19 protein-coding genes and 2 tRNA genes are annotated in these 22,480 nt (G+C 40.6%); 10 read left to right on the top strand and 11 right to left on the bottom strand.

Translation table 11 applies throughout. The features are described 5' to 3' along the window. Positions 1-3 precede the first annotated feature (3 nt). Positions 4-1,320, bottom strand: a complete 1,317-nt coding sequence (purD, locus tag FGU46_RS05070; RefSeq protein ID WP_286477925.1) for a phosphoribosylamine--glycine ligase — start codon at positions 1,318-1,320, stop codon at positions 4-6. A 160-nt stretch (positions 1,321-1,480) separates the two neighbouring features. Here purD and FGU46_RS05075 point away from each other — a divergent pair, with 160 nt between their 5' ends. The 4 genes from FGU46_RS05075 (at position 1,481) to FGU46_RS05090 (ending at position 5,936) form a co-directional block, all read left to right on the top strand. Beyond that, the gene (locus tag FGU46_RS05075) at positions 1,481-3,217 is read left to right on the top strand and encodes an acetolactate synthase large subunit (RefSeq protein WP_286477931.1); all 1,737 of its coding nucleotides are present in this window, start codon (positions 1,481-1,483) and stop codon (positions 3,215-3,217) included. Further along, the gene (ilvN, locus tag FGU46_RS05080; protein WP_286477937.1) at positions 3,218-3,718 is read left to right on the top strand and encodes an acetolactate synthase small subunit; all 501 of its coding nucleotides are present in this window, start codon (positions 3,218-3,220) and stop codon (positions 3,716-3,718) included. A 193-nt stretch (positions 3,719-3,911) separates the two neighbouring features. Further along, a complete protein-coding gene (gene ilvC, locus FGU46_RS05085) occupies positions 3,912-4,898 on the top strand; it encodes a ketol-acid reductoisomerase (RefSeq protein WP_286477941.1) in 987 nt (328 codons plus the stop codon). Positions 4,899-4,937: 39 nt separating this feature from the next. Further along, on the top strand, positions 4,938-5,936 hold the full coding sequence (locus FGU46_RS05090; RefSeq protein WP_286477950.1) for a methanogenesis marker 12 protein: 999 nt from the start codon (positions 4,938-4,940) through the stop codon (positions 5,934-5,936). 285 nt (positions 5,937-6,221) lie between these two features. On the opposite strand, the gene FGU46_RS05095 is transcribed toward FGU46_RS05090, so the two are convergent. Both FGU46_RS05095 and surE read right to left on the bottom strand, forming a co-directional pair. Next, positions 6,222-6,521 carry a DUF2098 family protein gene (locus FGU46_RS05095; protein WP_286477960.1) on the bottom strand — a complete coding sequence of 100 codons (300 nt, stop codon included), beginning with the start codon at positions 6,519-6,521 and terminating at the stop codon, positions 6,222-6,224. A gap of 38 nt (positions 6,522-6,559) precedes the next feature. Beyond that, positions 6,560-7,333, bottom strand: a complete 774-nt coding sequence (gene surE, locus FGU46_RS05100) for a 5'/3'-nucleotidase SurE (protein WP_286477972.1) — start codon at positions 7,331-7,333, stop codon at positions 6,560-6,562. Between the two features lie 158 nt (positions 7,334-7,491). On the opposite strand from surE, the gene FGU46_RS05105 reads away from it, so the two are divergent. Further along, positions 7,492-8,286, top strand: coding sequence for a restriction endonuclease (locus FGU46_RS05105; RefSeq protein WP_286477990.1), 795 nt, complete (start codon positions 7,492-7,494; stop codon positions 8,284-8,286). A 144-nt stretch (positions 8,287-8,430) separates the two neighbouring features. On the opposite strand, the gene FGU46_RS05110 is transcribed toward FGU46_RS05105, so the two are convergent. Then, positions 8,431-8,502 (bottom strand) — tRNA-Val (locus FGU46_RS05110). An 88-nt stretch (positions 8,503-8,590) separates the two neighbouring features. Next, a tRNA-Val gene (locus tag FGU46_RS05115) sits at positions 8,591-8,662 on the bottom strand. Positions 8,663-8,804: 142 nt separating this feature from the next. Here FGU46_RS05115 and ilvE point away from each other — a divergent pair. Both ilvE and FGU46_RS05125 read left to right on the top strand, forming a co-directional pair. Next, positions 8,805-9,725 (top strand): branched-chain-amino-acid transaminase, encoded by a 921-nt coding sequence (ilvE, locus tag FGU46_RS05120; RefSeq protein ID WP_286477997.1) that lies wholly within the window; start codon positions 8,805-8,807, stop codon positions 9,723-9,725. A gap of 102 nt (positions 9,726-9,827) precedes the next feature. Beyond that, positions 9,828-10,652, top strand: coding sequence for an undecaprenyl-diphosphate phosphatase (locus FGU46_RS05125; RefSeq protein ID WP_286478567.1), 825 nt, complete (start codon positions 9,828-9,830; stop codon positions 10,650-10,652). A 62-nt stretch (positions 10,653-10,714) separates the two neighbouring features. Here FGU46_RS05125 and cobT read toward each other — a convergent pair whose 3' ends face one another. Both cobT and FGU46_RS05135 read right to left on the bottom strand, forming a co-directional pair. Next, a complete protein-coding gene (cobT, locus tag FGU46_RS05130; RefSeq protein WP_286478570.1) occupies positions 10,715-11,782 on the bottom strand; it encodes a nicotinate mononucleotide-dependent phosphoribosyltransferase CobT in 1,068 nt (355 codons plus the stop codon). A 34-nt stretch (positions 11,783-11,816) separates the two neighbouring features. Continuing rightward, a complete protein-coding gene (locus FGU46_RS05135; protein WP_286478001.1) occupies positions 11,817-12,551 on the bottom strand; it encodes an alpha/beta hydrolase in 735 nt (244 codons plus the stop codon). A gap of 539 nt (positions 12,552-13,090) precedes the next feature. Here FGU46_RS05135 and FGU46_RS05140 point away from each other — a divergent pair. From FGU46_RS05140 to FGU46_RS05150, 3 genes are all read left to right on the top strand, one after another. Further along, positions 13,091-14,728 (top strand): bifunctional N(6)-L-threonylcarbamoyladenine synthase/serine/threonine protein kinase, encoded by a 1,638-nt coding sequence (locus tag FGU46_RS05140; RefSeq protein ID WP_286478006.1) that lies wholly within the window; start codon positions 13,091-13,093, stop codon positions 14,726-14,728. Between the two features lie 279 nt (positions 14,729-15,007). Further along, on the top strand, positions 15,008-15,613 hold the full coding sequence (locus FGU46_RS05145; protein WP_286478009.1) for a hypothetical protein: 606 nt from the start codon (positions 15,008-15,010) through the stop codon (positions 15,611-15,613). Next, a complete protein-coding gene (locus FGU46_RS05150; protein WP_286478016.1) occupies positions 15,579-17,303 on the top strand; it encodes a hypothetical protein in 1,725 nt (574 codons plus the stop codon). The genes FGU46_RS05145 and FGU46_RS05150 overlap by 35 nt, the downstream gene beginning before the upstream one ends. 77 nt (positions 17,304-17,380) lie before the next feature. Here the strand turns inward: FGU46_RS05150 and FGU46_RS05155 are convergent, their stop codons facing one another. The 4 genes from FGU46_RS05155 to FGU46_RS05170 form a co-directional block, all read right to left on the bottom strand. Continuing rightward, positions 17,381-18,442, bottom strand: coding sequence for an endonuclease NucS domain-containing protein (locus FGU46_RS05155; RefSeq protein WP_286478035.1), 1,062 nt, complete (start codon positions 18,440-18,442; stop codon positions 17,381-17,383). Between the two features lie 8 nt (positions 18,443-18,450). Beyond that, entirely contained in the window at positions 18,451-21,165 is a 2,715-nt protein-coding gene (locus tag FGU46_RS05160; protein WP_286478046.1) for a class I SAM-dependent DNA methyltransferase, read from the bottom strand. An 18-nt stretch (positions 21,166-21,183) separates the two neighbouring features. Further along, positions 21,184-21,996 (bottom strand): hypothetical protein, encoded by an 813-nt coding sequence (locus FGU46_RS05165; protein WP_286478052.1) that lies wholly within the window; start codon positions 21,994-21,996, stop codon positions 21,184-21,186. A 126-nt stretch (positions 21,997-22,122) separates the two neighbouring features. Beyond that, positions 22,123-22,350 carry a hypothetical protein gene (locus FGU46_RS05170; RefSeq protein ID WP_286478059.1) on the bottom strand — a complete coding sequence of 76 codons (228 nt, stop codon included), beginning with the start codon at positions 22,348-22,350 and terminating at the stop codon, positions 22,123-22,125. Positions 22,351-22,480 lie beyond the last annotated feature (130 nt).

Raw genomic sequence — 22,480 nt, forward strand, 5'->3', positions numbered from 1 at the left:
TACTCAACTCGCTAATAAGTCTTCCATGTGCTTAATTCGTTTTTGAATAAGTTCAGCAGTTCCCACGTCTCGACGATGGTAAAGATCCCCGTCCACGTAAGCTGTTGCCTTCTCACAGATCTCCTCGGCCTCAGCGATAGTTTCTCCAGCCGCCACCAGACCCAGAGCCCGTGAAGACGAAGTGAATATTTGATCGTTTTTCTGGTTAACCGCAGCATAATAAACCATGGCGCCGGCCTTGTTTATCTTCTCCTCATCTACCTTGATGATAGAGTTGGCTTTACCGCTTTCTGGGTAGCCAGTGGGGACCAGGTACTTGCAAACCGTGGCTTTAGGTTCGAAAGATGCTTTTGTAAGATTTCCATCAACTACTCGCTGACATAACTCCACGAAACTTGTTTTTAAAATGGGAAGAACATTCATGGCCTCGGGATCTCCGAATCGGGCGTTGTATTCCACCAGACGTGGCCCATCACTGCAGAGCATGAATTGTCCGTAAAGAACGCCCTGATAGGGCCCCACTTCTTTTTTAACGGCCTTGATAGTATCTTCCATGATCTTAACCGAATCCTGATATGCTTTTTCATCCAGGAAAGGCAGTAATCCATTGGTGTCGGAGTATGATCCCATTCCCCCGGTTATGGGGCCCTGATCTCCCTCATAGGCGTGGGGATGATCCTGAGCAGCGGGCATGGGCATCACATGGCTTCCATCGACCAAAGCCTGAATGGTATATTCTTCCCCCACCAGGCGTTCTTCCAGGACCACGCTGGCATGGCCGCTAATTTTGTTATTGATAATCTCTTTAACGTATTTTTTAGCGTCTTTACCATCTTTAAGGTGTTCTCCAACTATTTTTACACCTTTACCACCAGTTAATCCCACGGGCTTCACCACTAACTCTCTATCAAATTCGTCAATGAAATTCCCGGCCTCTTCCACATCACCGAATACTCCGTAAGCAACTGAACCTCCAATATGGTGGTCAACGAAAAGTTTTCTCATGAAAGCCTTATCAGTTTCAATACGGGCCGCTGCCTGGGTCGGTCCCACACAGGCGATTCCCGCTTCCTGAAGTGAGTCCACGATACCTTCTTCCAGAGGAGATTCAGGACCTATTATGGCCAGATCCACCCCCCATGAAATGGCCTGTTTTTTAACGGCTTCTAATTCCATTTCGCTTCCGATATGGAATTCTTTGGATAATTTTGCGATTCCCGGATTCTGTTTACTCATATATGAATATAATTCTGCGTCCTGGTGAACAGCCTGGCAAATGACGTGTTCTCGGGCGCCGGTTCCCACTACCAATATCTTCATAAACTAGCCCTCCCGTGCATCTATAAATTCATAATCTTATAAAAAATGGATGTACTTTTCGCCCTCTACTACTATTCTATCACAAGAATTAAAGTGTTGGAGAGAGGAAGTGTTTATGAGTAGGATAGTATTAATGTTTAGTATAGGTTAAGGTGTTTTTATGAAGGGCAGTAGAGCCATAATCCAATCACTTACTGATCAGGGAGTGGACGTTGTCTTCGGATACCCCGGAGGAGTGTTGCTTCCTTTATATGACGAAATATATGATTCTGACCTTAGACACATACTGGTAAGGCATGAACAGTGCGCGGCACACGCTGCGGACGGTTTCGCCCGGGCATCAGGAAAAGTCGGAGTCTGCATCGGAACTTCAGGACCCGGAGCCACTAACCTGGTTACCGGCATAGCCACCGCTTACATGGACTCTTCTCCAGTGGTAGCCCTGGCAGGACAAGTAGCCAGCCATTTGATTGGAAATGATGCATTTCAGGAGGTGGATACCCTGGGGATTACCATGCCCATAACCAAGCACAGCTTTCAGCCAATGTCCCCCTCTGAAATTCCCCCCATGATAAAATCGGCATTTTATATCGCCTCCACTGGCCGACCTGGCCCGGTGGTTCTGGACCTTCCCAAGGATGTACAGGAAGCCGAACTGGAATATCCCGAGAACATAATAATCGATTTACCCGGTTACAAGCCCACCAAGAAGGGGCACCCCTTACAAATAAAACGGGCCGCCGACGTCATACTCAAAGCTAAAAAGCCAGTTATACTGGCAGGGGGCGGAGTAATACTTTCTGGTTCCTCAGAAGAAGTTTTTAAACTTTCAGAACTTCTTGGAGCACCAGTTACTACTACCTTAATGGGTAAAGGATGCTTCCCAGAGGATAATTCTCTATCACTGGGAATGCTGGGGATGCACGGCCGTAAAGTATCCAACTTCCTGGTGGACGACTGTGATTGTCTGATAGCGATTGGATGCCGTTTCTCAGACCGGACCACTGGGGATGTGTCTAAATTTGCTTCCAAGGCCAAAATTATCCATATCGATGTTGATCCCGCCGAGATTGGTAAAAACATCCCAGTGGATGTGCCCATTGTCGGTGACGCCAAGATAATCCTGTCCCACCTGATACGGGTAATATCTCAGGTGGAAGGCACCCAGAAAAAGGAGTGGACCAAACACGTGAAAGAGTTCCGAGGCAGCTGCATACCACGATTATCATTTGATGATACTCCATTAAAGCCACAACAGGTTATTAAAGAGATATCCGAAGCAGTGACGGATGATACTATTCTCACCACCGATGTGGGGCAGAACCAGATGTGGATGGCTCATTATTTCAATTCTATGAACCCCCGAAAATTCATATCATCGGGTGGACTGGGAACCATGGGATTCGGTTTCCCCGCAGCCATGGGGGCCAAGGTAGCCCTCCCGGAAGAGGATGTGGTTGCGGTGTGCGGAGATGGAGGGTTCTTAATGGTCTGTCAGGACCTGGCCACCGTCAAAGAGTATGATATCCCGGTGGTGGTCTGTGTTCTGGATAACCGCTACCTGGGAATGGTGGCCCAGTGGCAGAAACTCTTCTACGAGGAACGAATATCCCACACCAAACTGGGTGAAGTTCCGGACTTTGTAAAGCTGGCTGAAGCCTTTGGAGTAAATGCTCATCGCGTGGAAAAGCCTGGAGAGATGAAAGAGACCCTCACTGAAGCCCTTAAATCTGGAGAACCAACCCTTATCGATGTAATAATCGATCCTAACGAGATACTGCCCATGGTACCGCCTGGTTGTGGTTTAACTGAGATCGTGGGGGAATACAAAGTAGAAAGGGAAGTTCCAGGTGAAATACCATACCGACCTTCTGTAGCCGAAAAGGGAGGTGATTAGATGACCAACGAGCGAAGCCACATAATAAGTGCCGTGGTTCTACACCGACCCGGTGTTTTACAGAGAGTTGCCGGACTTTTCACACGAAGAGGATTTAATATCGACGCCATAACCGTGGGTCCGTCGGAAAAAGACGGAATGGCCCGTATGACCATCATATCCAGGGGAGATGAGAAGGTACTCGAACAAATAACCAAACAGTTGAACAAGCTCATCGAAGTCATTAAGGTCAGGGACCTGGACCCCCCATCAACGGTTTTAAGAGAACTTTGCCTGATTAAAACCCATGCTCCCCATGAAAAGGCCCGTTCCGAGATAATTCAGTACGCCAACATATTCCGGGGTAGAATAATAGATGTAAGTCCCGATAATCTAACCATCGAAATCACCGGTACGCCCGACAAGATTGATGCCCTCATTGACCTCCTTCAGAGTTTTGGAATCCAGGAAATTGCCAGAACAGGGCCAACCGCCATTACCAGAGGGACAAAAACAATCTGATGGGATATATCTTATAAGATAATGTCTTATTAAGATAAATTTTCCATCTCTTTTTGATAATTTTTGATTAAAAGGATGATTCGGATTTTAGAAGGCAAGAAAAAATTATATAAATGAACTTTCCCTTAACTACTAGACAGAAAATTTGGTTTTATACCTGCCAGGGAGTTCCCAATTTTAAAGAGGCGATCATATGAAAATTTATTATGAAAAAGACGTGAACACAGATGTTTTAAAAGATAAAATCGTTGCCGTTATAGGCTACGGTAGTCAGGGTAGGGCTCAGTCCATGAACATGGCCGAAAGTGGCCTAAACGTGGTGGTTGGGCTACGCCAGGATGGTAGCTCCTGGAAGGTGGCCAAAGAGGATGGTCTTGAAGTTATGACCGTGGAAGAGGCCTCACAAAAAGCAGACATCATACACCTACTCATACCCGACGAAATCCAGGCCCAGGTCTATGAACAGTCTATAAAAGACGGACTGGAGGAAGGAAACACCATATCCTTCTCCCACGGGTACAACATCCACTTCCAGTACATAAAACCTCCAAAAAACGTTAACATAACCATGATTGCCCCTAAAGGACCAGGATCTACAGTTAGACAACAATATGTCGATGGATTTGGAGTTCCAGGACTGGTGGCTGTGGAAAAGGATTATACTGGAGAGGCCATGGCTATTGCCCTTGCCATGGGGCAGGGTTGCGGTTTAACTCGTGCCGGTGTTCTAGAGACCACCTTCAAAGAAGAAACTGAAACCGACCTTTTTGGTGAGCAGGCGGTTCTGTGCGGTGGAGTCACCGAGCTAATTAAAGCAGGGTTCAGCACCCTGGTGGAAGCCGGCTATCAACCTGAACTGGCCTATTTTGAGACTTGTCACGAGCTTAAACTGATCGTGGACCTGATCTACCAGAAAGGATTCGCCGGAATGTGGCACGACGTAAGTAACACCGCTGAATTTGGAGGATTATCTCGTCGAGAACGGCTAATAACTGATGAAACCCGTTCCGAGATGAAAAAGGTTCTTAAGGAAATCCAAAACGGTAAATTTACCAAAGAATGGGCACTGGAAAACCAAGCCGGTAAACCTCAACTAAACCGGCTACGCGACCTGGAAGCAGATCTACAAATTGAAAAAGAAGGTCGTAAACTCAGGAAACTATGTGGACTTGAAAAATAATCCACATTATTAATTTATAATTCTTAATTGAGGTACTAAATGGTCTTTGTGGGAATGGATCACGGTACTACCGGTGTCTCCTTCACTGTGCTGGACGATGAACCTGTGCATTTCAAAATAGGCCGGGTTCAATTATCTCGTGGCGAAGTTTCAGCCATGAATGAACTTTTCAAGAGGGTTGATCCAGAGAAAATTGACCTTATGGCCATAACTTATGCCATGGGGGATGGTATTTCGAAGATAACCCCCATAGGGAAGGTTGTTGACCGGGGGATACTTTCCATTGAGGGTGCCGGGAAAGTTACCGGGGGAGGTACCTTCGTATATGATGAAATAGAGCAGTCCCAGATACCCACCATCCTGATACCAGGTCTGCATAAAAACAGCGAATCACTTGACCCACGTTTCAGAGCTGCTTATTCTCATCAGGCCAGTGCCGAAAAGGTCAGTATCTGCTACAACGCCCATTTAGAGACTGGTTTTCAGGACTTCATCGTAGCAGATATCAGCTCCAACACGGTAAGCATCCTGCTGGAGGATGCTAAAATTATTGGGGCAATGGATGCCTGTCTCGGAGCTATGGGGATAATACACGGGCCTTTAGACCTGGAAATGATTAGAGATATAGATGAGGGTATTAAAACGGCCAATCAATGTTTTTCGCAGGCAGGAGCAGTGAAAGTAGCGGGTTTGGATGAAGAAGTCACCCGTGCCCGGGAAGTTCTCCTGCAAAGGTACCAACTTGGGGACTTCAAGGCTAAGCTCGCAATGGATACCATGTTAATGACGATTTTAATGGAAATTTGGGGTTTGAATGGAATTTCCCGGAAAAATTTAGAGGGCGTGGTTATGACCGGGTCAGTGGGATCCCTGCGCGAACCCTATGATTTCTACGGTAGACTAGCAGAGGACTTGGAAAATGTAGGTGAATGCGTCTTACTACCACCTACCTCGGGTTCCATGGGCAGCGCTCAGATTGCCCGTGATGTATTTCAGGGTGCAAAGGAAATTTTAGGTATAAAGGCAGAACAGTTTTAGAATTTCCCAGATAATTCCCAGATAATTAATAATAGCTTTTATGACAAATTAGCACGTTTTTACTAGGAATACCATCGGCATATTAAGTTTTTTGAAATTTTATTTCTACAGTAGAAAAAATGGTATCGTGAAAGCTTGATTGGACCAACAATTAGTTCTACCGTAGAATATATGAAGATTATTAAAAGCCTCAAAATTCATATTCAATTTGATTTTCAAGGTGATTATACCTCTAAAAATTATTTATCTCTAAAATAGGATTTGAAATAGGATAAAACCATAATCTTAGCCACCACCATAACCGGGACCATCTCCATGGTCTGAAATTTCGGTGGGGGATATTCTTTTTAATTTCTTTACTTTTTCACCAGGCTTGAGTTCCTTACTTTTCTTGTTCAAATCAATATCTCCATCAATCAAGATAAGATAATCAGACCGATAAAAAAGACCAGTGGAATCCATCTTTATCCAAGCATGTTCACCTTCCGCCCGTATTTGCTGAACCCTGCCGGTAGTTAGGGTTCCCAGATATTTAACAATAGATCCTTTCTTAATGGTCCGCTGCCTGAAATCTTTAGCTTCCATCAAAATTTACCTTCAAAAACCTATTAACTTGGATTAAATCAGATCCATCCCTTCATCAAATCAAGGGAAGCGGTGCAGTCCAGGGATACTGGAGTTAAAGTGGTTGTATTTTCGATTTTTAGGGAATGTACATCGGTGCCCTCATTATCATCTTCCACAGGATCTCCATCGATCCAGTAGTATGGTCTTCCCCGGGGATCTAGTCTCTCGGTGATATGAACCCGATACATTCTTTCCCCTAAATTGGTGATTTTAATCTGGTCATTGTGAGGGTGGGATGGAATGTTAAGATTCAAAAAATCAACACCATCCGGTAATCCCTTTTTAAGTATCTGCTGGGTAACCCTCCGGACCATCCTCTGGGCATGGGCAAAATCAACATCAACATGGCCATCATGGAATTTTATATCACCCCGGGTTACCTGCAAGGATACGGAAAGGGCAGGTATTCCATGAACAGCAGCCTCCATGGCCGCCCCAATAGTACCCGAAGTAGATAATTCAGACTTTCCCAGGTTTTCTCCAATGTTGATACCAGATATGACTAGTTCCGGTTTTTCTTCGGCCAGTTGATATATTCCGAGTATAACTGCGTCGGTGGGAGTTCCAGATACTGAAAAAGCGTGATCTCCATCGCTCAAGGTAACAGAAGTGACCCTAATTGGTTCAAATAGAGTCAAAGCGTGGCCAATTCCGCTCTGTTGAGTAGCTGGTGCAACTACCTGTATTTTTGTCAGTCCTTCCACTGCCTTTTTTGCGGCCATGATGCCCGATGAGTTGAAACCGTCGTCGTTGGTAATGAGAATAGCCATGAAGCTAGATTTATACCCACACCTCTAAATAGTTTGTGTGGTAGTTAAGGGATAGGAAAGGAACAGTTTTAAGTATAAAAAGGTAGAGAAGAAATAATATTACTGTTAAATAATGAAATAGGTTGTCAATGATTTGATCAAGAGAGCTGGTGAGGGAAGTGGATAAAAACAGGTTGGTCAGGTTCATGGCCAGGGTAATGGAGGAATCTGGGTTCAAAGTTTACCAGAATTTTCAAACCTCGCGACACATCATCGATATCTATGGAGTTCTACCCACTATTCTAGGTGATATCGGAGTGGTGGTGGCCTGTAAAAATTATGATGAACGATGGGAAGTCGGCATGGACGTCCTCAAAGAAATGGAAATGGTGGCCAAAACCCTGAAGGCATCCAAAGTAGTGGTGGTTACCACTTCCTACTTCACAGACAGCGCCAACAATTATGCTGGACGTCGCAATATTAAACTTATTGATAAAGATGGACTCATGGTCCTTGCCAAGCGCTTCACCCAGCACCAGGAAGAACTAGTGGAAGAAGAGAGTGTGGTGGATTATGAGGATGTGGAGGAAGAAACGGATTACACACCTTCTTCATCCAGTGGCCCCAGTGTATCACTCGGATTCTTATCCCGTGGAAAGGGCAGTTTAAAAAAGAGTACCGGCCGTACAAGAAAGCCTTCTGAACCAGTATGGCCAAGGTTAAGGCCCCTAGTAAAAAACCCCATCGTACTCATCATCATCGTGCTGTTATTATCCAAATTAATTACCTACCTAGTAGAACTAAGTTCCAACAGCACCGCTATGAGTGGTATGTCCACCATCGTTTCCTCGGCTATTCTTTCCTACGGCTTGGTGTTGATCCTGGAACGTGACCTGAATGCCGCCCTGGTAAAAGGTACTACCGTTTTTTTCGTAGCCTTGCTGATAAACGTGCTACTTATTCTGTACTTCTAGGCTAAGAAGATCCTTACTTTGAGTATTTTTTAGATGAGTGACCCTTGTCGTCACTCGCCTCAAAAGATTAAAATATAGATTTGAAATCTAAACATATCTTAAAAAAAATTATAACATGAGCTGAAAATTAACTGTATTTGGTAGTGGGCCGGAGGAGATTCGAACTCCTGGTCACCTCGGTGTGAGCGAGGTATCATACCCCTAGACCACCGGCCCATCTGACTTCCTATTATATTATTGACATGCTGATTAAAATTTACTCTTCTTAGGAAACCTTTACAAAACAGGAAAAAATGATGTTTAGTGGGCCGGAGGAGATTCGAACTCCTGGTCACCTCGTTGTAAGCGAGGTATCATACCCCTAGACCACCGGCCCTGATTTGAACATTCCTCTGGTTTGGTGAGCAGCGTATTTATACTTTACTAGTAGCACCGAATGGAGGAATGCAACTAATGTCGTGCACAAATTAACAAAAGATTTTTTATGGCAGCCAACCTAAAAGAACTGGAGGGATAACATGGCCTTTGACGAATCAGGAAAAATATGGTTCAACGGAAAGTTCGTTGACTGGAAAGAAGCAAACATTCACGTATTATCTCACGTTGTACACTACGGATCCAGTGTTTTTGAAGGAATCCGCTGTTACAACACCAAACAAGGCCCGGCCATATTCCGCCTGGAAGAGCATGTGGCCCGTTTATACAACTCGGCCAAGATCTACCGGATGGACATCCCCTACTCACAGGATGAATTTAGAGAAGCTATTCTGGAAACCGTGAAGATTAACGGGCTTAAAGCCTGCTACATCCGGCCATTGGTCTTCCGGGGATATGCCGAGCTTGGTGTTTATCCTTTAAACTGCCCCGTGGAATCGGTTATCGCGGCCTGGGCCTGGGGAAAGTACCTGGGAGAGGAAGCCCTGGAGCTGGGGGTAGATGTGGGAGTATCATCCTGGAGGAGGATGGCCCCGGATACCATGCCCAACCTAGCCAAGGCTGGTTCTAACTACATGAACAGCCAGTTAGCCAAGATGGAATCCCTCTTCAATGGCTACCACGAGGCCATCATGCTGGACTACGGTGGTATGGTCAGTGAAGGCAGTGGAGAAAACATCTTCCTGGTAAAGGAGGGTATCCTCTACACGCCCCCCTTGTCCTCCTCACTTTTAAACGGCATCACCCGGGACTCCATAATCACCCTGGCCAGGGATATGGACCTAGAAGTGGTTGAACAGCAGATCCCCCGGGAGATGTTGTATCTGGCCGATGAAGTGTTCCTTACCGGTACCGCGGCCGAGGTTACGCCCATACGCTCCGTGGACCAGATCACCATCGGGGACGGTGTAAGGGGCCAATTAACCAAGAAGTTACAGGATAGTTTTTTCGAAATCCTGGAAGGAAATACTGAAGACAGGTACGGATGGTTGACCTTTCTCTGATGTTTAATTATAACTTATAACTTAAAAGTAAAAACTTATAACTTCTAATTAGTTAGTTCTAATTAGTTAGCATCCAATAATTGTAGGTGTAATAAAATGGATATTAATATCATTCAAGCATTAATACTGGGTATGGTTCAGGGATTAACGGAATTTCTACCCATAAGCAGTTCAGCTCACCTGGTTATCGTTCCCGAACTTCTGGGAGTAGAATCCAGCCTGGCCTTCGACACCCTGCTCCACGTGGGAACTCTCATCGCCGTGATATCCTATTTCAGGAGTGATGTAATAGCCATGATCAAAGCCTTTTTCTCCAGCCTGGCAGACATACCCCGAGGAAGATTCAAAGAAGAAATCAGAAATGACCAGTTCAAAAGACTCGCCTGGCTGATACTGGTAGGAACCATACCTGCCGGACTCATGGGAATTTTGCTGAAAGACTTTTTTGAAAGTCTTTTCAGTTCAGTAAGCGCTGTAGGATTCTTTCTGTTGATTACTGGTTTTATTTTGTGGGGTGTGGAGAGAATGCCTCGTGGGGAGAAGAAAACCAAAGAAATATCCTTTACCAACTCATTAATAGTTGGTATTGCCCAGGGATGCGCCATCGCCCCCGGTATATCCCGTTCCGGAGCCACCATAGCCACCAGCCTTTATTTGGGTTTTGACCGCGAAATGGCAGCCCGTTTCAGCTTCTTATTATCCATTCCCGCGATTCTAGGGGCAGCGTTGATTCAATTAAAGGATTTGACTGCAGGTTTCGATATAAGCACCGGCTCTTTTGTTGGTGGATTGATATCTGCAATGATATTCAGTTATTTAGCCATCAAGTTTCTGATGGGCTATATAAAAAAGCACAGTTTGGTCATATTCGCCTATTACTGCTGGACGGTGGGAATCATAACCTTAATATTAACAGTGGTCCTTTGAAGGCGAATAACTTAGTATCTTTCGCCCACTCCAACTAAGCTATTAAGTATATAATAAGAATATTAGAAGATCTCTCTACAGAGATCTTCGATTCTAGAACGAATATCATCCATGGGGACACCCCTTAAAAGAGCGGCCAGCATTGCTCCACCAGCTCCCACTCCTTCCTTCACCGTTCCATTAAGATAATTTTTTAATCCCTCATTTTCTGATTTTTCAAAGAAGGGATCCACGGCGAAGATGGTGATATCATCGATCTGGCGGGTGAGGTAGTTAATATCCGAAGTATCGTCCCGGGCCACGAAGATGGTGGTGGCAATGGAAAGGTCATCAAAGGCAAATCCAGGATGAACTGCTTTTAAAAGAGCGCACACCGCTGTCATCTGCGTTCCACCAGCCAGCGTTACTGGTGCTTGGCTTCCAGCAGCTATTCCCGCCACGGCAGGAATCATGGGATCGCCTACCGCCTGTACCGCTTTGAAAGGGTCCTGGGGTCCGTGACCGTAGAGGCCAGCGACCTTCAGGCCCTGCTCCACCAGTTCCTGTTTAAGACTGTGGGGATTTTCAGGGGTGCTGCCACTGACCTTTCCCCAGGCATCATATCCCAGGGCCTGCAATACTCCCAGAGCCGTGGTAGTGCCGGCGGGGGTGCTTTCACCAATGAAAATATGACCAGTAAGACGGGAAAGCAGCTCGCCCAGAATTTTTCCCTGTTCGAATATTAACTGGGGATTAGAAACCGCCTGACCGGTTTTGATGTTAGAACCGGGTTCATCATTGATGTTAACATAAGGCAGGTTCGGTTTGACTGCAGCCCCAGCATCTGCCACTAGAAAGGGGATATCTGCCAGTTCCAGGGCGGCTTTGGTAATCACTGCTGGAGTGGGTGCTGCAGCCCCATTCACAATAGTTTGCGGTATCTCTGTGAGACAGGTAGGTTCTCCGTGGACAATTAACTCCACATCAGCCGCCGGAGTGTAATCAGTTAGTTCTGGTGTTGCCCCCGCCCCGGTTATGCCAGGTATGCGGGATGTTAAGGTGCTGGCTATGGTGCATAGAAATAGTGCGTCTTTTCCATTCAGTTCGGGGAGTTTATCTATAGATCCGTATGTTTTAATGGCCTTATCCATGTTATCATCTGTTCTGCTCTTATTTTCGAACTTATTATAGGCTTTTAAGGAATTGGAGTATGTAATTAACTGTTTCACTCTGCTGTTGCTGCCGGGTGATGGTGCCGTTATTGTCTCCAGCCTGGACACCATAATCACCAACGTTGTAGTGGTTACCACCACTTATGGTTACGAAGGTAGTGTTGGCTGGGAACTTGTTAAGGTTAGCTGTAATATCTCCACTGGTGGTCAGCGCGTCCTGGGAACCCCTTATTGATAAGGCCTTAAAGGTGGCGTTGGAAGCGTTGGCGGCGGGGTAGGCAGCCAGATAAATGACTCCCTTAATTTTTTCGGGATGGTTCACTGCATAGTCCGATGCAAGAACACCGCCCAGGGAATGGCCGGCCATGACCCAGGATGTGATTTCCGGATGACTGACCATGACCTTATCGGCTTTATTTACCCCGAAAATTGCTAAATTAAAGGGCATTTTCACGATTATAGTAGTGTAACCATTCGCGGCGAGTCTAGAAGCCAAAACTGAATAGCTCTCCGCCTCTACCTTACCCCCTGGATAGATGATTATGCCGGTAATGCTCTGGTTCCCAGTGGGGGTGAAGGTGATAGAATCATCAGTATTCTCTACCGTGTAGGAAGTATTGGAGGATAGTGCAGCCCGGGCTGCGTTATCTGCGGGATAGTAGTCAGAAACGTAGTATATGAAACCAGTTACAGCTATAATTAATACAGCTAAAAGAGTTATGAGGACATATTTCTTTTTTGATTCCATTGTAAAAGCCTCTTTCTGAATATTCATAAGTCAAAACTATATTTAAAATTAAAGATGTTCACCAAAGATGACAATTTATTTAAAAACTTAATGAACTAGAATGGGATCTCCTATCGATCCCCATAATATAGTTTTTCTTTGATGTAGGAGCACCATTCCCGCATCAGCATGAGAATAAGTAAAAGCCAGCAAATAGCGCTTTATATCCATTCTGCAGTTTAAATGCGCTTTTAATGGTTATCCTAGACTTTCATGGCTGCGTTGGCCATGTCCCTTCCGGTCATGTCCCTTCCAATTAGGCCTAGTTAATGCGATGAGTTGAACTGGTTGACGACTTGTCGAATATTCCACCACAGCAGTGCTGGTCAGTGGGGTAGATGCATCGCAGGCATACTGGTAAAGTCCACAGATCAGAACGATAAGCTCCTATTTAGCCTTGATGATACTCCCATATTTGGAGTCAAAAAACATTCCTAAAATTAGATATTAAATGGAAATAGATCATTATTTAAAATTTCCATAGATTTTGGTGTGATTTTTTGATATGTCTAGGTTTAGAAGGAACTGCCGAGAAGACCGGTGTGGGCATCGTAGATGATGAAGGAAAAATTCTGGCATCAAAGGGCAAACAATTGATCCCTGATTCTGGGGGAATTCACCCTCGAGAGGCAGCAGATCACCACGCCGCGTCCCTACCCCAACTAATAAGCGAAGCACTGGAAGAGGCCCAATTAGATCTAAACGGCATTGATTTGGTGGCCTTCTCCAAGGGACCGGGTTTAGGGCCTGCCCTGCGCACCGTGGCCACCGCCGCCCGGACCTTAGCCCTCCGGCTGGATGTTCCCATCCTAGGAGTGAATCACTGTGTGGGACATGTGGAAATCGGTCGATTAACCACCGGTTGTAAAGACCCGGTCACATTATACGTGAGCGGGGGGAACAGTCAGGTAATTGCCTTTGATTCAGGTCTGTACCAAGTATTTGGCGAGACTCTGGACATCGCCGCCGGTAACATGCTGGACCAGTTCTCTAGACAAACTGATCTGGGCCACCCAGGAGGACCCCGGGTTGAAGAATTGGCTAATAAATCCAGTAACTATATCAATCTGCCCTACACAGTTAAAGGGATGGATCTGGCCTTTTCAGGTCTTTTAACCGCCGCCTTACGGAAGTATGAAGGGGGAGAATCCCTGGAGGATGTGTGCTTCAGTCTACAGGAGACGGCTTTTGCCATGCTGGTGGAAGTTACGGAGAGGGCCCTGGCCCATTCCAGGAAGAAGGAAATTCTCTTGGTGGGCGGGGTGGCTGCCAATCAACGTCTCAGAGAGATGGTTTCGGTCATGACCCGGGAACATTATGCCCAATTTTTTATACCCCCCATGGAGTACTGTGGAGATAACGGTGCCATGATTGCCTGGATGGGCCAGTTGATGCATAAAAACGGGGCCAGACAGGACCTAAATAACACCAACATAATCCAACGCTACCGTACCGACCAAGTACCAGTTCCCTGGATGAAAAAAGCCAGTGAATTATTAGAATTACCTCAAGAACTGGCTGCCAAGGGGGCTGAGGCTAATCTCTACCAGGATCTGTATCTAGACCATGCGGTGATGGTTAAAAAAAGAATACCTAAAAGCTATCGGATAAAGGAAATAGACAACATTCTCCGTAAAACTCGGACCAAAGGTGAATCTAAACTATTAAATGAGGCTAAACGCTGCGGAGTAGTGACTCCCCTGGTTTACGACATCAATATTAAGGAAAGTACCATCACCATGGAAAAAATGGATGGAAATTTGGTTAAGGATGTTATTGATGATTCTAAGCTGGATGAAATTACCACCATCTGTAATAAGATTGGAGAAAGTATAGCCAGGCTGCACCATTGCGGTATAATACACGGAGACCTCACCACCAGCAACCTGCTGTTAAATGGAGACAAAATAATCTTCATTGACTTCGGGCTGGGTAAAATCTCCCAGTTAACCGAAGACAAAGGGGTGGACCTTCTGGTTTTCAAAAAGGCCCTAAGTGGCATTCATCATGAAATAAGTGGAGAGTGTTTCGCAGCGATTCTGGAAGGATACCAGGATGCTGAGGACTACCAGCTGGTTGTGGATAAGGTAAGGGAAATAGAAGGAAGAGGGCGTTATACGGTCATTGAATCGAGTTAAGATTATAATGGTGATTATGTTGAATAGAAATGAAGAGAATAGAAATGAAGAAATTCTACGGAAGATAACCTTTATCTTCCAAAAAAGATATCAAGTTTTGGGTTAAATCTACTTCCAAGTATCAAATTTTGATATAAGGCAAGCTAGATATAAAACTTGTTATTTTTCTAGGTCTAATTAAAGAAATATTCAATGCAAATGAATTCATTTGATAGATGATTATTAAATTAGAGAATAATAATATCAACTACTATTTAGATAATACCTTATGGTGATAATTTGCTTCCAGATTTTCCATCCATTAAAAATAAGTTAGAAAATTCAATTTTTTTAACTGTTTCAGATAAAGTCCATGATGGAACTTTTCTTTCTCAAATACGGAAAAAAACGCGTTTTGAAGGTAAAAGCCATTCCTTTATTGATTCTGCTGGAGATTATGTTGAACATGAATATGAAAAAGTTGATAGTAGATTTTCAATTAAAGATGAAGAAGTTTTAGATAAGGGTATAGTGTTTTTCGTTGAAAAATGCCTAAAGGCTGTTCAAGAGATATCAGATAAAATTACAAAACAATTTTTTAAAGAAATAGATATAGCTGTGACTAAAACAGGGAATAAGTTGGATGGTAAAGGAAAATTAATTACTGAATTGTATTTAGATGGTTTAGAAAAAATACAAGTTGAATTTGATGAAAATGGCAATCCTTATTTACCCACCTTTTTCATGCATCCAAAAACAATTATTGACCAAGATAAAAGGTTATCCGAATACCTCAAAAGAAACCCAAGTCATTTAGATGAATTTAACGAAAGATTAGATGAAATAATTGTTGAAAAGAGGAAAGAATGGGATGATAGAGAAAGCAATAGAAAATTGGTTGACTAAAACTAATGAAACTAATTATAGAGCTGCTTTTTTTCAGGTACTTCTTAATGAATATGAATTAGTTAAAAATACACATGGCCCGCTTGAAGATGGCAAAGACATTATCGCTATAGATTCTGATGGTAATTATCATGCTTTTCAATTAAAAAGTGGGAACATGAACTTGACCGACTGGCGAAACATAAAATCCCAAATAGATGAACTAGTAGAAATACCCATTAATCATCCTTCATTTAAACCAGGACAGACCCATCAATCTCATTTAGTAATGAACGGAGTTGTAAACAGTTATGCGATATCAAAAATTAATGGCCATAATTCCAGTTATGTATCACGTGGATATAATGAATTAAAAATTATTGATATACATGAATTATTAAAAATGTTTAAAAAGGCTCAAGGAAAGTTCATCCCTCAAGAATTTGATGATTTTAGTTTATTTTTAGGGCTTTTAAATAGTGATGGTCGTGATTTATTACCAAAAGACCAATTTATTGATTTTTTAGATCAAATCATTTTTAGTCGAGATATGGTAAGAGAATCCGATAAAATAAATGCTGTATCAAGTAGTCTTATTATTGTTAGTTATTTATTGGATCCATTTCAAAACAAAGAGAATTATTTTGCACTATTTGAAGCATGGACTTGTTTAGCTGCATCAATTATGCGTTTTGCACATAAATCCGGATTGAAAGATAAATGGGAAGAATCTGTGGAATTAATAATGTTGGAAATAAAAAGAAATTTATCCTTACTACAAGATGAAGTATTAGAAAAGAAAGATTTCTTTGAAGGAAGCATGATTGGAGAAAATAGAGCTTCATATAATTCAAGAATTCTACTGGTTTTAGGTACTTTATCTACACTTGAAATCCACTTGTCACTTGTTAAAGAAGATTACAAGGTGAATGAGGAATTATTTGAATTAATAAAAGAAAATCAGGATAACTACTTTTTTTGGGGAGAATCGGCATTTCCTTTTCTTTTTAGTATAATTAAGTATTTAGAAAAAGAAGATGAGAATGAAATTGCTTATTCATTATTAGAAAATATGTTTCTTTCCATTGTTAATAGAAACCAGCCAAATAAAGATTTTGGTTTTCCTAATCCATATTATAATTTAAGGGATGTTTTGGAAGGAATTTTAAGGCTCGAATTTGAATTAAAAAGTTATCACTATATCTTGACAGAAATAATGGCAATTGATGTTTCTAAGGAATTTGCCGAGGTTCTTCCCCAGATAAGGATGGTTGGTAAAAATAAGCCTGGGCAATTTGAGAAGGTACTAAACGAAATTCTTGTTAAATCCAATCTTAAAAAAATTGATTTTAAGGAATTTAATGGAAGTTCTTTCATATTGGAAACTTTAATTTTGATGTTAGTAAGAAGAAACAAGAAAAAAACCTTAATGGAAAATTGGCATGACATTTCTTATATTAGGTTTGAAACATTTGAATTTGATAACAATGAGGATATTTTTACTTGGAGATGCCGCGATGGAAAGGTTCATGATGAATTACCAAAAACTCCAGAAAAATGGAATAATTTAGTAAGCGAATCTAAAAAATTGGATCCCATTTTATCTTCATATGATCCATCATTATTACTTTTTTTTGCATTAGTGTATCCGCACCGGGCAAATAAATCTATTATTAACTATTTAGATCTTTATTTGACTGTGGAGAGTTGAACATAGCCAAAAAAACCAAAAATGTGGTTAAATAGAAGCCACGAGCAGCAACATAATTGGTGAACCCGTATTATATCCTACAGGTTAATTATATCAAAATTGATGTTATATAAGAACAAATCAACACTTGGAACAACTTTCAATGAATATTCCAACCTTTCATCCTTCTCTTTAGCAATAATAATACCCCTAACAAAATAATTTTTAGCTAGATTTTCTTTTACCCAGCCCATATAACGAGTGATTTGTCCAACAACAACGTCACTACTCTGACCTTTTTTTAATTCTATAACAACAAATTCTTTTTTTTCCTCATCAAATGCTAATAAATCTATTCTTCCAACTGAAGTTATATATTGTCTGCCTGTATTTTCTTCATCTTGATATAATTTAAGTTTAGCACCAAAGTCAATCTTGTCAAAGTTTGATTCAATAAATTCTTCAAGATATTTTTCCATGGCAAATTCCATAGATTTTAGTCCTTCTATATCAATATAAGAATCTCCGGAAAGGTCTTCCCCTTGAATTATAGTACTAACTGCTTCAACACCTTCATCAACAGCAGAGATTGTATGTAAAAATAAATCAATGTCTTCAAAAGTTAAATTATATTCTGTTTTTAGGGATTTAATACGTTCTAGTTCTTCAAGTACGTTTAAATAAACTTCACCAGCTTTAAGGCCTTTATATTCAATATCTATCCCTAAGGCAGAAAAGCCCATCATTGTTTTTTCATTCCATAAACAGTACTTTCCAATATCATAATCCATTAAAAGAGAAGTTACAATGGCCTTTCCCATCCCTTCGATATGACCATCACCATCTAAAACCGAGTTAATTCTTTCTTTGATATCAATTTGTTCGTTGAAAAGATATAGCAAAGTTTTCTTCAAGTCTTTATTTCTTATAATCCGATCCCTATAAATCTGATTTAGATTTTGTCTTCCACCCCCACCTTTAAAGTAATCAAAAAACCTTTCTTTAAGTTCATCTTCACCCATGTCCTCGATAACTCCAGGTTTAATCCAGGAATGATTTTTTTCATGCTCCTGATTTCTAAAATTAATCCATTCTCTCGTTTTAGATATGGTTAAATACCATTCAAGTAGCTTTTGAACTTGTTCATCGTTTAACTCCATAAAAATCCCTATTTTTCATAATTTTGATAAAGATCTAATAAAAATTCCATTCTGTTAACGTCATTTACAAATGGATTTTTTCTATAACATAAATCAACAGCACGATCTAATTCCATATGTGCTTTCACTAATTTTGGGGGCATCATTAAAGGATCATATAAATCTGCCAAAGAATCTTTAGAAAATTGTTGGCGAACTGTAAGAACCTTGTCAGCCTTTACTTTGACATTTTGAATTTTATTTTTACTTGAATTGTCTGGCCATGGGAAATTATTGTATATGATCTCGTTCGAGTATCTATAATCTCCTTTTATTCTACCACCTACATAATTTACCCAAGTCATATGCATTGTTGACATCATCACTCCAAAATGATATAAACTGCTTCCTTTTATTACCGAACAACTGTTATTTGCAATATTATTCTTATCCAAAAACCCCATTGGAATAAATCGCCGGTTACCCGAAGAATTGAGAGGAATTGCCAGATAATCAGTTTCAGGGTGTCTTATTTCACCAAATAATGTGGGAAAATCTGCCAACTTCTGCGTAGCTTTTCTTCTACTTTTCATTCTATGTTCTTTTACCAATTTTATCCTTTTAGATACTTCTGGCATCTGCTTTAATTCGTTAGGTTTGGCATCAACTAACCACAAACACCATCTGCTAATTCCATTAATGAATTCACGTCCACTTATTAATGGTCTGACAAATTTTGCTGCATTAGGTTCTTTTTTTAATAGTTCATTTTTTTCATCATCAGAAAGTAATAAATTTCCCCCATCATTTGGCATGCTTCCAAAGGATATTTTAGGAACATCGCATAGAGGAATTTTCCTTTTTAATATAACAATGTCCGAGCCTTCAATTAAGTAAGGATTTATGTTATTGACTTTAATTTCATGTGCTTCGGATTTAGGATTATTATATTCAAAAATCAGTTTTTTATTAGTATCAAAAGTGGCAAAACCGATTATAACAACAAAAACGGCAGCTGCATTCTTAGCCTCATTACTCCATTTAAAAGTGCGATGGGCGAAATGAATTTTAATTCCATATTCATTGAATAATTCATTCCATAAAATCCCTACTTGTTCTCCCTGGGATATAGAGTTAGTGGAGACAAAAGCAACCTTTATATCCGATTTTTGTATGTATTGTGCGGCTTTAATGTACCATGCCGTTACATAATCAAGAACTCCATAACCTTTAATCCCTTTGAAAATAAGCTTCATGTCTTTTTTTTGTGATTCATCTTGTTTTTGTTTACCTGCATAAGGTGGATTTCCTATCATATAAGTTAGATGATCTTTTGGAACAATTTTTTCCCATTTAAGCTTAAGAGCATTCCCTACAGTTATGTTTGCTCCCTTTTGTAAAGGCAAACGTGTAAAATAGATTCCAAATTGTTCTGAAACCCTCATGTTCATTTGGTGATCCATCATCCACATTGATACTTCTGCAATTCTAGCAGGGAATTCTTCAACTTCTATTCCATAAAATGAATCTACATCAACTTTTAAAACATTTTCAATGTTCATGAGTTGTTGTCTAAACCCTTCAGTATCTGTTAAAAGGATTCTAGTTATTTCAAGCTCAAGAATACGAATCTCTCTATAAGTAATTACTAAAAAGTTCCCACATCCACATGCAGGATCAAAAAATTTGAGATTACTGATCTTTTTATGGAATTCATTCAGCTTCCGTCTATTATTTTTCACTTTTTTGAATTCATGCCATAAATCATCAAGAAATAGTGGTTTAATTAATTTAAGAATATTTTTTTCTGATGTATAATGAGCACCCAGGTTCCTTCGCTTTTCAGGATCCATTACTGATTGGAATAAAGAACCAAAGATAGCTGGGGATATCTTTCCCCAATCTAAAAGACAACAGTCTATTAATATCTTCCTCATGGAGCTATCAAACGATGCAGGAGACAATACTTCTTCAAAAAGTTTACCGTTGATATAGGGGAATGCATTCAAAGATTCGTCGAGGTTTGTTAATCTTTTATTCTCCGGAGTGTTCAACACATGAAAAAGAGTAGATAAATGGTGTGCCAGGTCACTACCATCCTCGTTTGTTTTTATTACAATATAATCCAAAAAAAGGTTTCTTTCAAATATGCTAGTATCATCAGCAAACATACAAAATAATAGCCTTACAAGATACAATTCTAGTTCATGTCCTTCATATCCAATTTCTAGTAGTTTATCATGTAACTTGCCCATTAGTTCTGCAGCTTCGATGTTTACAGGATCTTCTTCTTTAAAAGTTCTCTTCTGGTAACCAGCAATGAAATCAAACAAATTAACATTCAAATAAAGATCTTTGAGTTCAAATTCAGTCCTTTTATCATCTTCAAGGTCATATAATCGGAAATTGGCAAAGTCGGAAACTAGTATATATCTTGGGAGTTCTTTTTCTTTCAATCCAGGAAAATAGTCTTTCGCTTGTGTATATGCTGTGTCCAGGCTTTCCCCTCTTGACTTATGTTCAACTAAAATGACTCCTTTCCAAAGTAAATCAATGAATCCTTGCTTATCATCAAATTTCTTTACTGGCTTCTCGAATGTGGCTACACGTCTTCTACTAATACCAAATATGTTAAAAAATTCGTTCCAAAAGGTTTGGGATTCTGCTCTTTCCCTTTCCTCATGTTCCCATTCTTTTGAAAAAGCAACTGCCCTTGTTTTCATTTCATTCCAGCTTAATGGCATTGTTTCTCCAGTATATAATTAAAGACCATAAACATTTCCAGGATTTAATATTGACCATGGATATTCAGTCCAATGACCATTTGTATCCCAAACATATCCAAATAAATCCGTTTTAGCGATTATAGGCTCAAGAGTATCTATTTTTTCCCTGGAATTTAAAAATTCAGGATGATTAAGATTAATATTTCCTCTTAAGATGCCATGATTAGCTAAAAATTTACGATTATCAATATGATACACATTCAACAAAAATAAAGCAGATAATGAATCCAAAACCGTTTTTAAAGTTGCATTTTTCTTATTTTGAAATTTACTATGTTTTAAGTCTGTGTAAATTTTCCACCATTCTGGGCTCCTTCCATCTTCCCATTCCTGAAAAGGTCTTAATTCTTCTTCAGTTCGAAGAACATAGACTGATTTACTACTCAAATGGTAATAATCTTCAAACATTTCCCTATATAAGCCCATATTTGGTTGCGCATCTTTTAAGAGCTTACAATAAAAGTCTGATTCGTCTTTAAAATCTTCTTCGATGTAGCCAATTCCATTATAACAAAACCAGCGGAAGCCTTCTCCAAGATCAAGGCCAATAGAATAATATTTATTAGATTCTATATGATTGTAAATCCATTTTTTCCTTAAAGAATACAATGCAGATTTGAAGAAAGAATCAATACTGCTTCCAATCAATAGGAGTTGATTGGCTAATTTCAATGACCATACATTATAGTGATCATCAGATAATGGCACATATGTTAAGAATTCTAAAAATTCAGATTCACATGACCTATAGTCTTCTTCCCAAAATAAATAAGAATTAAACCCGGGCATAGTAAAAATTCTACCAATTTTATATTAAAATTTTGTGTTATCCAATCCTTTTTGATTTACTTCGTTTAACGCCAATATCACGAAGTAGATTATAACTAAAGGTTACTGGAAATCCCCCCAAAAATTTTACCATGCTTCCAAAACTTCGTAAAATTCTGCCAATTTCTTCTTGAATTTTGGAAACCCATGACATAATTTTAACAAGGCCATTAAATCATCCTTATGAATTACAACTACACTATCCTTGTATTCAAGACCATAATCCAAGTATTCATGTGATTTTACATGCGAAAATCTCATAATTCCAACTGCAAACCTAACATCAGCTTCTTCTTCTACAGATTCAATCAGCATGGTACCATCCCCTAAAAAATAACATAGGAGCGGGAGGATAGTCATCAGAAAACCCACCCTCCCAGTACATAGAAGATACCAAAAAACTATTTGGAGGACGTTCTACTACGTACTACATAGTGTGCAAATT

It is taken from the genome of Methanobacterium sp. CWC-01 (assembly GCF_030323845.1).
GTDB classification, from domain to species: domain Archaea; phylum Methanobacteriota; class Methanobacteria; order Methanobacteriales; family Methanobacteriaceae; genus Methanobacterium; species Methanobacterium aridiramus.